This is a genomic window from Enterococcus sp. NBRC 3427 (genome assembly GCF_007996925.1).
Taxonomy (GTDB): domain Bacteria; phylum Bacillota; class Bacilli; order Lactobacillales; family Enterococcaceae; genus Enterococcus_B; species Enterococcus_B lactis.
The window spans coordinates 1-12723 of record NZ_BJLL01000015.1; the positions used below are offsets into that span (position 1 = coordinate 1).

The following is a 12723-nucleotide window of genomic DNA, read 5'->3' on the forward strand; positions in this document are numbered from 1 at the left end:
TTTATTTGTGAGCAAAATCATACTCCGCACATCTTTTTTCTATTTCTTTTATTTCTTCAAAAATCCCTTGGCTACGCGTTTCATTATATGGCCAAAGCAAGACTGCCTCTAATACATAAGGCGAAAAACGGCTTTGATTCATCTCTTTTGAAAAACTCATCGCTGCTATCTCGCTCAACGCACGAATGTTTGATTGGTGTGTATAAAAAGGCAGCCGCCATAGCACAATTTTTTCGTTTTGAGTATAAATCCCCTTAAAAGAAGCTTCAATGTGGTGAAATAGTTCATGTCCAATAATCAAAGCTTGCGCTGTTTCTTTAGAGATCAAAGTAAGTCCTGAACATTTTAATTTTTCTAACGGCTCTGTCATCAATCGGATCCCTTCATCTTCTGCATAAGTTGCAAAAGTGATTCGTTCGTTTATTTGCTCTGATTCACAGGAAACGATTGGAACAGCCATTTGTTCACAAATTTCTCCTACATCGGCAAAAGGGTACTTTTTTTTGATGCTACATGCCGTTTCGATACCACAATCGATTGATTGTTGTATGAGGATTTTCTGCTTGGACAAAGGGATCTTTTTCCAAAACAAATCTCTCCGAAACTGGTAGAATCCCCAAATTTCTTCGGGGATCTGTTGTAATTCGTTTAGTAACTCTTCTAACTTATGTTTGTTTGATGTTTCCGGCAACGACGATCACTTCTTCCTCTGGTTCCATAGTAGATACTTCCAGATCCATCAAAAGCTGTAGTTGTTCCAGATCCGTCGCTGTAAAATCAGAGACTCTTGCTCCTAAACAGAGATAAAATTCTGGTCGGGCGATCAACTCCGTTTGATAAACTGCCATATCTTCCCAAAGTTGTTCGACTGCTGCCATATAATTAGCTGCAGTTGTTTTCAGACAAGAAGCATGTCCACGTTGGACCTTGATAAATCCTTTTTGGTCGATGATCCGAAGACTTCCAGCATTTTTTGAACGATTCTGTTCGCCGCATACATAAAAGAAAGGTGTATTTTCCAATAAGCAAACTTCATTTTTATTTAATCGCATATCCTCTGCAGCAAGCTCTAGTGCTTCTTCTGTTGTGATCTCCTTGGTTAGATCGGTTGCTTTCACTTCCGTAGAACCAGTAGCGATAGCCGTTACTTTTGAAGTCTGTGGATCGATTTCTACGTGGACTTCGATCGATTCTGGCGTAGCACCTGATTCAATCGCCTTATTCATCGCTTCATTTTTCAATGATCGGATATCTTCTTTACTTGGTGAAGGAATGATACGTTCTACAACATCTCGGACCATTGCAAGTGCTACACCAATAGAAGAGATCACTTCAGCATTTTCAGGGATGGAATATTTCAGACCCATTTTATTGCTGAAGTAAGTAATCAAAGAGGCAGCGCCACCCCCTACACCTACAAGAGAAATCTGATCTTTCTCCAAATGATACTTGTCTGCCAATTCTAAAATCACTGGTTCAATCTTAGCATAGGATTTTTCCATGATCTGCTCTGCGATGTCTTCAACCGTCGTATGACAATAGTCTGCTAATGCCTGTATGGCTTTTCGTGCAGATGGGACATTTCCATAAGAAAAATGTTCTTCTTGCACTAATCCAAGGACATTGGCTGCACATGTATTTGTAATAGTCACTTCTTCTCCGTCTTCCATCACTACCTTGACGTAATCAGCAGGGTCTCCTTCTTTAGGAGAGAAAAATTCAACCTTAGGACCTTTGATTTTTTCTGTCTCCGTAAATACTGCATAATCTAAACCGGCAATATGTGCAGAACGTGGACCGACATCGATAATTCCTGACTGATTGGCCCGTACCATCGAACCGCCTGCCACACCTAGAACCCGAACATCTAATGAAGAGATATATGTTGGGTGACCACCTACAATTGAATAATCGATTGCTGGACGTCCATTTTTAATGACCCCGATATTGGTTGTTGTTCCGCCTACTTCAAAATAAACACCATTAGACGCTCTCAAGTACATCAAAGAGCCCATGACTGATGCTGCTGGACCGGAAAGCATGGTTAAAACAGGTCGTTTTTTCATTTCATTGATTTCCATTACTCCGCCGTCTCCGCGCATGATCATCAAAGAGACATTGACCCCTGCTTCTCGTACAGAGTCTTCTGTCGATGTTGCCGTATCTAACATTTTTGGTAAAATAGACGCATTGATTGCTGCTGTCCGAGTTCTTCTTGTCAATCCATATAATTTTGTGATGTCAGAAGCCATCGTTGTAGGGATCGATTTTACCGATGCTGCTTCATAAACGACCCGTTCTGGTTCCCCATTATCTACTCCAAATGCCATAGAAGAAACCAAGACTTCCGCTCTTTCTCTTTCTAGAGAAGAAATCGTTTCTGAAACACGGTCTACATTTAAGTGTTTGACAGGTAAGAATGCATTGACGATCTCTATTTTTTTCTTATTCCCTAAATCGATATCGTTCAATCTAGTTTGTCGTTTTGCTAAAAAACCTTCTAATCCACCTTTTGCCATTCCGATTACACCGACTTTTGCTACGTCCCCTTCAATCAGCGCATTCGTCGCTTGCGTAGTAGAATGTGCAACAAAAACAACGTCTTCTGGACTAATATTATTTTCCCGCAAACAATTTTGAAAAGATTGAACGACTCCTGCAGCTACCCCACGAACGTCATCGTGGGTCGTTTTCACTGAAGACTTTCCGATGATTTCATGTGTCGCATTATCAATTGCCACTGCTTTCGTATGCGTACCACCGACATCAATTCCCATTCGCACAAAACGTTTCATTTTCTTTTCCTCCATTCATCTAATCATTTCTATCGACGTTTTGTTTACTAGGCATTCCCGTACAAGAAGAATGTAATCAAACATAAGATCACACCGATGATCCAACCAGTTGGGATGGATTTCTTCATGTATTCTCGAGACGTTACTTTTGTATACCCTAATCCCCAAGCGACCCAAGATTGTGTAATATCTAAATGCTGAGGGGCAATCGTTGTGATTGCAAACAATGGGAACAAAAAGGCTGGCGACATTGTTGGGTTCACAGCTAATACAACAGCTAAAATAGCTGATCCTGAACCGACTAGATTCATTGGACCGCGGAAAAATCCTAGTGGTGTCAATATAGCAAATACGATTGCCAAGACTAATGGTGATTGCGGTATCAAATCTCCGAAAATAGCTGAAAAATAAGGAGAAGCGTACGCAGCTGAGTTATTGAACATCGCTAAGGTCATCAAGAAACCAACCATTGGTGCGACATCGACTGCGCCATCTGTAAATAGTTTTGCAAATTGACGACAGATTTCTTTATAACCTCCGCGCAATTTTCCAGTAAACAGCAATGCCCAAATACCTGCTAGAATAAAACCTAAGATGATTGGAAGATCTAACAAAACGACCCCTAAAACTGGTAATAATACGGCTAACCATGAGATCATTGGTGCGTCGCCGCCTTCAGCCGGTACGTTTGCTGCCATTGCATAGCGTTTCTTTTTATTCATTGATATATTAGCCACCGTTAGTACAACAACTAAACTTACAACCATCCCAATCATACCGATTTGGAAATAGTCGTTATAAGTGTAGCTTTCAGCTGCTGGGTTGAAACCAGCGTAAATCGTTTGATACTGTTTGAAGTTGACGATATTAGCAAAGATCCCAGCCATGATCGAGCCCATAAATGAGAACAACGCAACCGGTACTGAGATTCCTAAAGACATCAAGATCGGTAAAACAATGACTGCGATAGAAATCACTGGTCCAATTCCTGTCATCGACATGAATATAACAGCGGTTACAACACACAGCAAACTCATCGAGATTCTTGGTTTGTCCCCTCCAAGTTCGACTACTTTACGAATCAGTGTGGCTGCTATCCCGCTATCTACTAGAACACGCCCGAAAAAGGCACCAAAGAAGACATTTACCAAGATCGATTTGGCGTACTCAGCAGGTCCAGTCGTATAGATATGCGTCAATACATCAATTACTCCTTGCCCTTCCATCGCTGGGTTCGGCGAAAACGTGTTTCCGACTAGCGCTAATCCCATCCATACAGTCGCCATGATGGCAAAACCGACCATCAAATTGTAGCCCTTTACACAGTACCAGACCATGAAAAAGAATGAGATAACTAACAAAATACCAATAATAATATCACTCATGTTATTCCTCCGTCCATTTTATTTTTCTGATAAGCAAACTAATATATCAGTCAAGTTCATTCTAACTTATTCAGTTAGCGCTTTCATTAGAGGATGACCATAAATGTTCGGATTTCAATTAAAAAACCTTAATTATGCTATTTTAGACTTATACGTTGTTATCCCGTTTTATATGGTGAAGAATTGTAAACAAAAAAAGAGGAAAGAACATAACTTTTCGTTATCTTCTTTCCTCTTTATAATTGTTTAGCTTATTTAGCCAAAGCGTCTTTTGCTTGGTCAGCCAATGCAGTAAATGCTGCTGCATCGTTTACAGCCAAGTCAGCTAACATTTTGCGGTTGATGTCGATTTCAGCAACTTTCAAACCGTGCATTAATTTTGAGTAGCTCAAGCCATTCATACGAGCTGCTGCGTTGATACGAGCAATCCACAATTTACGGAAGTCGCGTTTCTTTTGACGACGATCGCGATATGCGTAGTTGTATGAATTCATTACTTGTTCTTTTGCTGTTTTAAATAAAGTGTGTTTTGAACCGTAGTAACCTTTTGCTAATTTTAGCACTCTTTTACGACGTTTACGAGTTACTGTTCCACCTTTAACACGTGCCATGTATAATTCCTCCTAATAAAAATAAATCTTCAGATTCTGTTATTTGTACTTCTTATTTCATTTTTGCTAGTTGTTGGCGAATACGCTTGAAGTCGCCACTAGAAACCATGCTTGCTTTACGCAATTGACGGCGTTGTTTTTTTGTTTTGCCGTGGAAACGGTGACTTGTAAACGCGCGGAAGCGTTTCAATCCGCCTTTACCAGTACGTTTGAAACGTTTTGCTGATCCGCGGTGTGTTTTTTGTTTTGGCATGACTATATTTCCTCCTCAAAATCTTTCGTTATCCGACTATCGGCTGTCCAACAGCCAGTTAGTCATTCAAATTACTTACTGTCGTTTTTCGGTGCCAGCGTCAAGAACATGCTGCGTCCGTCCATTTTCGCTTTTTGTTCCACTGTTGCAATATCAGCAGTTTCTTCAGCTAAGCGATTCAAGACTTTTTGACCAATTTCTTTATGGGTAATGGCACGGCCTTTGAAACGGATAGAAGCTTTCACTTTATCGCCCTTTTCCAAGAACTTACGTGCATTACGAAGTTTTGTATTGAAGTCATTCAAGTCGATCGTAGGACTTAAGCGAACTTCTTTTACATTGATCACTTTTTGTTTTTTACGCGCTTCGCGGTCTTTCTTTTGTTGTTCGAAACGGTATTTACCGTAGTCCATGATTCGCGCAACTGGTGGTTTCGCACCAGGGGCAACTAACACAAGATCCAAGTTTGCTTGTTCTGCAATATTCAATGCTTCTGCTTTTGTCTTAACTCCTAATTGCTCACCATCTGAACCGATCAATCGTAACTCTCGTGCACGAATGCCGTCGTTAACCATCATATCCTTTGCTATGGTCATTCACCTCCAAATATTATGAGAGAAAGAAAAGCTTACCGAATAAACGGCAATAAAAAAACGAGTTCTCTTACAGAACCCGCGCGTACTTCACCTAATAGAACCAGTGAAAACTATCTAGCCCAGTGACATTATCAACTAAGGCGAGAAGCGGGTGCTTCTGCTTTTATTTCTCAACCATCATAGTATAGCAAAAACCAATCCTTCTGTCAATGTTTTTCATACAGTTTTTCTTCCTTTTCTGAAAATGATTGGTCTAGCAGACTTTCTAGCAGTGATTCCCGCTTCTTTGCTATACTAAAGAAAAACGAGGTGAATCCAAATGAAAAAAATCGAACCTATCCCACCTTCTCTTCCTCCTCTGACAAAAGGAGATTTTTATTTAGAAGATGAAGAAATCCTCTCTGGTCTTCTGATCAATGGAGGTGATCAAAGCTATCTTGATGCCAAAAATATGGTATTAAGAGAGAGTCATGTCCAAAAACTGACCATGCAAAAAACAGCTTTACGTCATTTTGAATGCAGTAATGTCATTTTTGAAAAGTGTGATTTGTCCAATCTGGAGTGGATTGGTGGCAGTTTCCACCAAGTCGTGTTTCATCAATGTAAATTAACAGGTACGAATTTTGCCGAAAGTTATCTTAGAGACTGCACTTTCACTGACTGCATTGCTTCGATGGCTTCCTTTAGCAGCACAAACTTGAAAGCCGTATCCTTCGATCATTGCCAGTTAGAAGACAGCGAATTTTATGAGGTCACTTGGAAAAATCTTTTTTTGTCTGACAATCAGTTAACTGGTTCGAATTGGTTCCGAACTTCTCTGAAGAGATTAGACTTTACGACTAATTTCTTCACTGCCATTGCTTTATCTCAAGATTATTTGGCAGGACTGATCGTCAATCAGGAGCAAGCACTTGTGATTGCTCAAGCCCTTGGTTTGCAGATCAAAGACTAGATCAACGAATCCGCCGCCATAGTGCAATGAGCATCCAAACAGATAAAACCAGACTGATGATCAAGGCGATTCCCCATCCGAAAACGGAATGGGTAAATGGTAGCTTAAGATTCATCCCGAAAAATCCTGTCACAATAGTCGGTACAGTCAAGATCAGCGACCAGACAGTCAAAAACTTCATCGTGTCATTTAAATTGTTATTCAGTAAATTATTATAAGTGCCAGAAAGCTGATCTAAAATCTGCGAAGCTAAGTTCGTCATTTCAACTGCTTGTCGTGCTTCGATCAGTGCATCGTCCAACTCTTCCTTTTCCTTTTCTGACAACTTGCGATAAATGGCTAATGCCTTGATTTGTTCCAAAAGTACTACATTTTGTTTTGTTCCTGTAACTAAGTAAACCAAACCGATCTCTAAATCTGAAAGTTGCAGTAGATTCTTGTTTGTTGTTTTTTCCCTTAACTTTAGGTTGAGCCGTTGACGTTCGCTATTTACTTCCTCGATTAAAGGAAAAAAGGAATCAGAAATTAAAAATAATGTACGAAACAATAAACTGTATACACTCATGTCTGGCATTCGCTCCAAAAGTGATCGAATCAGTCGAATCACATACTCGGTATTCGGCGTGGTAAATGTAAACAAACCATCTTCTTTTAAAATAAAAGCGATAGGACTAGTTTCGTAATGATTATCGACTTTTTGTTGGTGCGGGACATTTGATACAAGTAGTAACGCTTCATCAAAAGAGTCATACTCTACGCGTGCCCGCTCATTTTTATCTAGAGAATAAGTCAGCATCTCATCGCTGATGCCATATTCTTCTTTTAAATTTTTAACAGCTAGCACATCATCTTGCTGTATATTGATCCAAAAATTACGTTCTTGATTAAAATAGTGTTTTTCCCGCATACTCCATCCTCCTGATATTTGTTTCTAGTATAAAGAAAAAAGCTACTCAAATAAAGGAGCATCCTTTTTTTGAGTAGCTTTAAATCAAATGGCTAATTCAGTTTGGCGGATTTCTGCTAATTTTTCTTCGATCATTTTCAAGACTTCTTCTTTTGCTTGAGGATCTTCCACAAAATTATAGCGATCTCCATCGATTTGGATTTTTGGACTTTCTTTGTATTCTTCATACCATTGATCATACCGTCTGTTCAATTCTTTGTAATAATCGTACAGACTTGGGTCAAAGGACAATTGTTCATACGAACGACCACGTTTCTCGATCCGTTCTAGCATCGTATCAAAAGATACACGAATATGAACTAATAAATCCGGGTGTTTTTTATGGGCAGCATAGGGCAGTTCTTCCATCATGTTTTCCAGCAGTTCATCATACACACGAACTTCCGTTTCCGTCGCTCTTCCTAGATCTGCATTTAGATGGAAAAGCAGCGAATCTTCATAAATCGAACGGTCCAATACATTATTGTCATCTTTCATTGCTTGTTTGATGCTTGCAAAACGTTTATTCAAAAAATAAATTTGCAGCAAAAAAGCATACTGTTCAGGGTTTGCATAAAATAAGGGCAAGACTTCATTATCATCAATTGATTCATAAAATGCCTGACTATCAAAGTGTTCAGCCATCATTTCTGTCAAACTTGATTTTCCGGCACCAATTGTACCTGCTAAAACGATCACGCTCATTTACCTCCAGCTCACTTCATCACTAAATATTGTGTTTAACTCCAACCTTTTTAAATATACCCCCAATATCTAGTAGTGTCAATTGTATTTTTTTCTAGTCAAAAAAGAAAAAAGGTCAAAAAATTCTTAAGAAAAAAGGGTTTTTCCTTTAGAAAACGTATTCTTAGTTTTACTTCTGGGATGATTTTAGTAAAATAAAGAAGGAATGTTTTTTGAGACCCTTAGCGGACAAAAAATTTCGTGAAGCAGCGCAACTCGTTTTGGGCGCTTTATTTTTTGCTTAAAAATCACTTTTACGTGAGAAGGAGTTAGATTATGGCAAACTATGGCCAAGGAGAATCAAGCGGAAAGATTATCTTGATGGGCGAGCACGCGGTTGTTTATGGAGAACCGGCGATTGCCTTTCCTTTTTATGCAACAAAAGTCACCGCATTCCTTGAAGAGCTGGATGCAATGGACGATCAATTGGTTTCTTCCTACTATTCAGGAAATTTAGCCGAAGCTCCTCATACATTAAAAAATATCAAAAAATTATTCATCCATTTAAAAAAAGAGCATGATATCCATAAAAACTTGCAACTAACCATCGAAAGCACGATTCCTGCTGAACGTGGAATGGGGTCAAGTGCTGCGGTCGCCACAGCAGTTACTCGTGCTTTTTATGATTACTTAGCACTCCCTTTGTCTCGTGAAATACTATTAGAGAATGTACAACTTTCGGAAAAAATCGCACATGGCAATCCTAGTGGGATCGATGCAGCCGCTACTAGCAGCTTGCAACCAATTTATTTTACAAAAGGGCATCCTTTTGATTATTTTTCTTTGAATATCGATGCTTTTTTGATTGTCGCTGATACAGGAATCAAAGGACAAACAAGAGAAGCCGTCAAAGATGTCGCTCACCTGTTTGAAAGACAACCACATGAAACTGGACAAATGATCCAAAAATTAGGATACTTGACAAAGCAAGCGAAGCAAGCAATCATTGAAAATTCACCAGAAATGTTAGCTCAAACAATGGATGAATCACAATCACTTCTGGAAAAACTGACGATCAGCAACGATTTCCTTGATTTACTGATCCAAACAGCTAAAGATACCGGCGCATTAGGTGCCAAATTAACTGGCGGTGGACGCGGTGGCTGCATGATTGCATTAGCACAAACAAAAACAAAAGCCCAAGAAATCAGTCAAGCACTTGAAGATGCGGGTGCGGCTGAAACTTGGATACAAGGATTAGGAGTACATACCTATGTTTAAAGGCAAAGCACGCGCATATACCAACATTGCCCTAATCAAATATTGGGGTAAGAAAAATGAAGCACTCATCCTTCCGATGAACAACAGTCTTTCGTTGACATTGGATGCATTTTATACCGAAACAGAAGTCATCTTTTCTGATAGCTATATAGCAGATGAATTTTATCTAGATGACACCTTGCAAGACGAAAAAGCAACAAAAAAAGTTAGTCAGTTTCTTGACCTTTTTCGTAAAGAAGCCGGCATCTCACTAAAAGCTTCAGTAATCAGTCAGAATTTCGTTCCTACCGCAGCCGGATTAGCATCCTCTGCTAGCGGGCTAGCTGCTTTAGCAGGAGCTTGTAATACTGCTCTTAAGCTTGGATTAGACGATCTTTCTCTTTCAAGATTTTCTCGACGCGGGTCTGGTTCAGCTTGCCGAAGTATTTTTGGTGGTTTCGTCGAATGGGAAAAAGGTCATGATGACTTAAGCTCTTATGCCAAGCCAGTCCCTTCTGATTCTTTCGAAGACGAGCTAGCAATGGTTTTCATTTTGATCAACGACCAGAAAAAAGAAGTGTCTAGCAGAAATGGCATGCGTCGGACAGTCGAAACATCCAGTTTTTATCAAGGCTGGTTAGATTCCGTTGAAGGGGATCTATATCAATTGAAACAAGCAATCAAAACAAAAGATTTCCAACTTCTCGGAGAAACGATGGAAAGAAACGGACTAAAAATGCACGGAACGACTTTAGCTGCCCAACCACCTTTCACTTACTGGTCTCCTGACAGCTTAAAAGCGATGGATGCGGTGCGACAATTGAGAAAGCAAGGTATTCCATGCTACTTTACGATGGATGCTGGCCCTAATGTCAAAGTTTTAGTGGAAAACAGCCATTTATCTGAGGTACAAGAAACATTTACCAAATTATTTAGCAAAGAACAAGTAATTACTGCCCACGCTGGTCCAGGAATTGCGATTATTGAATAAAGGGAGATTTTTATGATTGAAGTATCTGCACCAGGCAAACTCTATATTGCCGGAGAATATGCAGTTGTTGAAACAGGTCATCCGGCAGTTATCGCTGCAGTCGATCAATTCGTGACAGTCACTGTAGAGTCCGCACGAAAAGTCGGAAGTATCCAATCTGCACAATATAGTGGGATGCCTGTACGTTGGACAAGACGTAATGGGGAATTAGTTTTAGATATTCGGGAAAATCCTTTTCATTATATCCTTGCCGCTATTCGATTGACTGAAAAGTATGCACAAGAAAAAAACATTCTTTTATCCTTTTATGATCTGAAAGTAACAAGCGAGCTAGACAGTTCAAATGGTCGGAAATACGGATTAGGTTCTAGCGGCGCCGTTACTGTTGCAACGGTCAAAGCCTTGAATGTTTTTTACGCATTGAATTTATCTCAGCTAGAGATTTTCAAGATTGCAGCACTAGCCAATTTAGCAGTTCAAGATAATGGTTCTTGCGGCGACATCGCTGCTAGCTGTTATGGTGGCTGGATCGCCTTCTCGACCTTCGACCATCCTTGGCTTCAAGAACAAGAAACTCAGCATTCCATCAGTGAGTTACTTGCCATGGATTGGCCAGGTCTCTCAATTGAGCCATTGATTGCTCCTGAAGATCTACGTTTATTGATTGGTTGGACGGGTAGCCCTGCCTCTACTTCTGATTTGGTTGATCAAGTTCACCGTTCGAGAGAAGATAAAATGGTGGCTTATCAGCTTTTCTTAAAAAACAGTACAGAATGCGTCAACGAAATGATCAAAGGGTTTAAAGAAGATAATGTTACGTTGATCCAACAGATGATTCGAAAAAACCGACAATTACTGCATGATTTATCGGCTATCACCGGGGTTGTTATCGAAACGCCTGCTTTGAATAAATTATGTAATTTAGCTGAACAGTATGAAGGGGCTGCAAAGTCTTCTGGTGCAGGTGGTGGGGATTGCGGCATCGTGATCGTTGATCAGAAATCTGGCATCCTTCCTTTAATGAGTGCATGGGAAAAAGCAGAGATCACCCCCCTACCGTTACATGTCTATAGCGATCAAAGAAAGGAAAACCGATGAATCGAAAAGATGAACATGTTTCACTAGCTAAAGCCTTTCATGATAAGCAAAAAAATGAATTTGATTTCGTACGGGTCATTCATAACCCTTTGCCGCAAACAGCAGTTGCTGATGTCGATCTAAGTACACAGGCAGCTGGGTTTACACTAAGCAGCCCGTTTTATATCAATGCGATGACTGGCGGAAGCGAAAAAACAAAAAAAATCAATCAAGACCTTGCAATCGTCGCAAGAGAAGCAGATTTGATGATTGCCACTGGTTCAGTCAGCGCTGCCTTGAAGGACCCTTCTTTAGCCGATACTTATACAATTATGCGACAAGAATATCCTCACGGGAAAATCATTGCCAACATCGGTGCAGGAACTTCTGTCGAAAGAGCCCAAGAAGCTATTCGATTGTTTCACGCAGATGCCCTACAGATTCATTTGAATGCACCTCAAGAGTTGGTCATGCCTGAGGGAGACCGTGATTTTACTAACTGGAAAGCACTTATCCAAGAGATTCAAACAGCCATTGACGTTCCCCTTATCGTAAAAGAAGTCGGGTTTGGCATGACAAGAGAAACGATCAATGATTTAGCTTCTTTAGGGGTTCATACAGTTGATATCAGCGGTCGAAGTGGGACAAGTTTCACCCAGATTGAAAACGCCCGTCGCTCCAAGCGAGAACTGAATTATCTAGCTGATTGGGGGCAATCGACAGTCGCCTCATTGCTTGAAGCAAATGAAGCAGACACTTCTATGGAAATCCTAGCCTCCGGAGGTATCCGCAATGCCTATGACATATTTAAAGCCCTTTGTCTCGGCGCAAAGGCAGTGGGCACTTCAGGAACTGTATTGACTCATCTGATGAATCATGGCGTGGAAGAAACTATTATGCTGATGAAACAATGGCAAGAGGAACTTCGTCTGCTTTATACCATGGTCGGCGCAACGAATACCGCGACCCTCCACCAACAATCTCTCATCTTTTCCGGTCCAGTGAAGGATTGGTGTGAAGCAAGAGGGATCGACTTAGTGAAGTATGGAAGACGCACAGAAAAAGGAGTATGACTGATTTACGTCATACTCCTTTTTTTGGATAAATGATATTTAATCAGCTGTCCTTCGGTATTCGTTCAAGCTGCTGATTTCATAACCTCTCCACTAAACA

Annotated in this window: 13 protein-coding genes and 1 other annotated feature; of the genes, 5 read left to right on the forward strand and 8 right to left on the reverse strand. The window is 40.3% G+C overall.

What is annotated here, in order from left to right:
• Position 1: 1 nt before the first annotated feature.
• The 6 genes from ESP02_RS05205 to infC all read right to left on the reverse strand — a co-directional run bounded on the left by ESP02_RS05205 (position 2) and on the right by infC (position 5640).
• Positions 2–691: a hypothetical protein gene (locus tag ESP02_RS05205; protein ID WP_002374305.1), complete on the reverse strand. Its 690-nt coding sequence runs from the start codon at positions 689–691 to the stop codon at positions 2–4.
• Entirely contained in the window at positions 666–2795 is a 2130-nt protein-coding gene (locus ESP02_RS05210) for a hydantoinase/oxoprolinase family protein (RefSeq protein WP_025478482.1), read from the reverse strand. Before ESP02_RS05210 ends, ESP02_RS05205 begins: the two co-directional genes overlap by 26 nt.
• A 47-nt stretch (positions 2796–2842) precedes the next feature.
• Complete coding sequence (locus ESP02_RS05215) at positions 2843–4180, reverse strand: hypothetical protein (protein ID WP_002374292.1); 1338 nt, start codon at positions 4178–4180, stop codon at positions 2843–2845.
• A 251-nt stretch (positions 4181–4431) separates the two neighbouring features.
• Positions 4432–4791 carry a 50S ribosomal protein L20 gene (gene rplT, locus ESP02_RS05220; protein ID WP_002293355.1) on the reverse strand — a complete coding sequence of 120 codons (360 nt, stop codon included), beginning with the start codon at positions 4789–4791 and terminating at the stop codon, positions 4432–4434.
• A gap of 52 nt (positions 4792–4843) precedes the next feature.
• Positions 4844–5044: a 50S ribosomal protein L35 gene (rpmI, locus tag ESP02_RS05225; protein ID WP_002289309.1), complete on the reverse strand. Its 201-nt coding sequence runs from the start codon at positions 5042–5044 to the stop codon at positions 4844–4846.
• Between the two features lie 71 nt (positions 5045–5115).
• Entirely contained in the window at positions 5116–5640 is a 525-nt protein-coding gene (infC, locus tag ESP02_RS05230) for a translation initiation factor IF-3 (protein ID WP_002293357.1), read from the reverse strand.
• Positions 5641–5683: 43 nt separating this feature from the next.
• Positions 5684–5809: a sequence feature (ribosomal protein L20 leader region), on the reverse strand.
• Between the two features lie 150 nt (positions 5810–5959).
• Here infC and ESP02_RS05235 point away from each other — a divergent pair.
• Entirely contained in the window at positions 5960–6592 is a 633-nt protein-coding gene (locus ESP02_RS05235; RefSeq protein WP_002374289.1) for a pentapeptide repeat-containing protein, read from the forward strand.
• A gap of 1 nt (position 6593) precedes the next feature.
• Here ESP02_RS05235 and ESP02_RS05240 read toward each other — a convergent pair whose 3' ends face one another.
• Both ESP02_RS05240 and ESP02_RS05245 read right to left on the reverse strand, forming a co-directional pair.
• Positions 6594–7499 (reverse strand): magnesium transporter CorA family protein, encoded by a 906-nt coding sequence (locus ESP02_RS05240; RefSeq protein ID WP_002313988.1) that lies wholly within the window; start codon positions 7497–7499, stop codon positions 6594–6596.
• An 84-nt stretch (positions 7500–7583) separates the two neighbouring features.
• On the reverse strand, positions 7584–8243 hold the full coding sequence (locus ESP02_RS05245) for a deoxynucleoside kinase (RefSeq protein ID WP_002293362.1): 660 nt from the start codon (positions 8241–8243) through the stop codon (positions 7584–7586).
• 315 nt (positions 8244–8558) lie between these two features.
• Here ESP02_RS05245 and mvk point away from each other — a divergent pair, with 315 nt between their 5' ends.
• From mvk to fni, 4 genes are read left to right on the forward strand one after another with little or no spacing between them, the layout of a single operon-like run.
• A complete protein-coding gene (gene mvk / locus ESP02_RS05250) occupies positions 8559–9503 on the forward strand; it encodes a mevalonate kinase (RefSeq protein WP_002374286.1) in 945 nt (314 codons plus the stop codon).
• Positions 9496–10473, forward strand: a complete 978-nt coding sequence (gene mvaD / locus ESP02_RS05255; RefSeq protein ID WP_002374283.1) for a diphosphomevalonate decarboxylase — start codon at positions 9496–9498, stop codon at positions 10471–10473. The genes mvk and mvaD overlap by 8 nt, the downstream gene beginning before the upstream one ends.
• A 12-nt stretch (positions 10474–10485) precedes the next feature.
• A complete protein-coding gene (locus ESP02_RS05260) occupies positions 10486–11571 on the forward strand; it encodes a phosphomevalonate kinase (protein WP_002374276.1) in 1086 nt (361 codons plus the stop codon).
• Positions 11568–12623, forward strand: a complete 1056-nt coding sequence (gene fni, locus ESP02_RS05265; protein WP_002374275.1) for a type 2 isopentenyl-diphosphate Delta-isomerase — start codon at positions 11568–11570, stop codon at positions 12621–12623. The genes ESP02_RS05260 and fni overlap by 4 nt, the downstream gene beginning before the upstream one ends.
• Positions 12624–12723: the final 100 nt, after the last annotated feature.

Bases quoted from the DNA above. Each gene is read 5' to 3' on its own strand.
- ESP02_RS05210 (WP_025478482.1), bottom strand. From the start codon at position 2,795: ATGAAACGTTTTGTGCGAATGGGAATTGATGTCGGTGGTACGCATACG.
- ESP02_RS05215 (WP_002374292.1), bottom strand. From the start codon at position 4,180: ATGAGTGATATTATTATTGGTATTTTGTTAGTTATCTCATTCTTTTTC.
- rplT (WP_002293355.1), bottom strand. From the start codon at position 4,791: ATGGCACGTGTTAAAGGTGGAACAGTAACTCGTAAACGTCGTAAAAGA.
- rpmI (WP_002289309.1), bottom strand. From the start codon at position 5,044: ATGCCAAAACAAAAAACACACCGCGGATCAGCAAAACGTTTCAAACGT.
- infC (WP_002293357.1), bottom strand. From the start codon at position 5,640: ATGACCATAGCAAAGGATATGATGGTTAACGACGGCATTCGTGCACGA.
- ESP02_RS05235 (WP_002374289.1), top strand. From the start codon at position 5,960: ATGAAAAAAATCGAACCTATCCCACCTTCTCTTCCTCCTCTGACAAAA.
- ESP02_RS05240 (WP_002313988.1), bottom strand. From the start codon at position 7,499: ATGCGGGAAAAACACTATTTTAATCAAGAACGTAATTTTTGGATCAAT.
- ESP02_RS05245 (WP_002293362.1), bottom strand. From the start codon at position 8,243: ATGAGCGTGATCGTTTTAGCAGGTACAATTGGTGCCGGAAAATCAAGT.
- mvk (WP_002374286.1), top strand. From the start codon at position 8,559: ATGGCAAACTATGGCCAAGGAGAATCAAGCGGAAAGATTATCTTGATG.
- mvaD (WP_002374283.1), top strand. From the start codon at position 9,496: ATGTTTAAAGGCAAAGCACGCGCATATACCAACATTGCCCTAATCAAA.
- ESP02_RS05260 (WP_002374276.1), top strand. From the start codon at position 10,486: ATGATTGAAGTATCTGCACCAGGCAAACTCTATATTGCCGGAGAATAT.
- fni (WP_002374275.1), top strand. From the start codon at position 11,568: ATGAATCGAAAAGATGAACATGTTTCACTAGCTAAAGCCTTTCATGAT.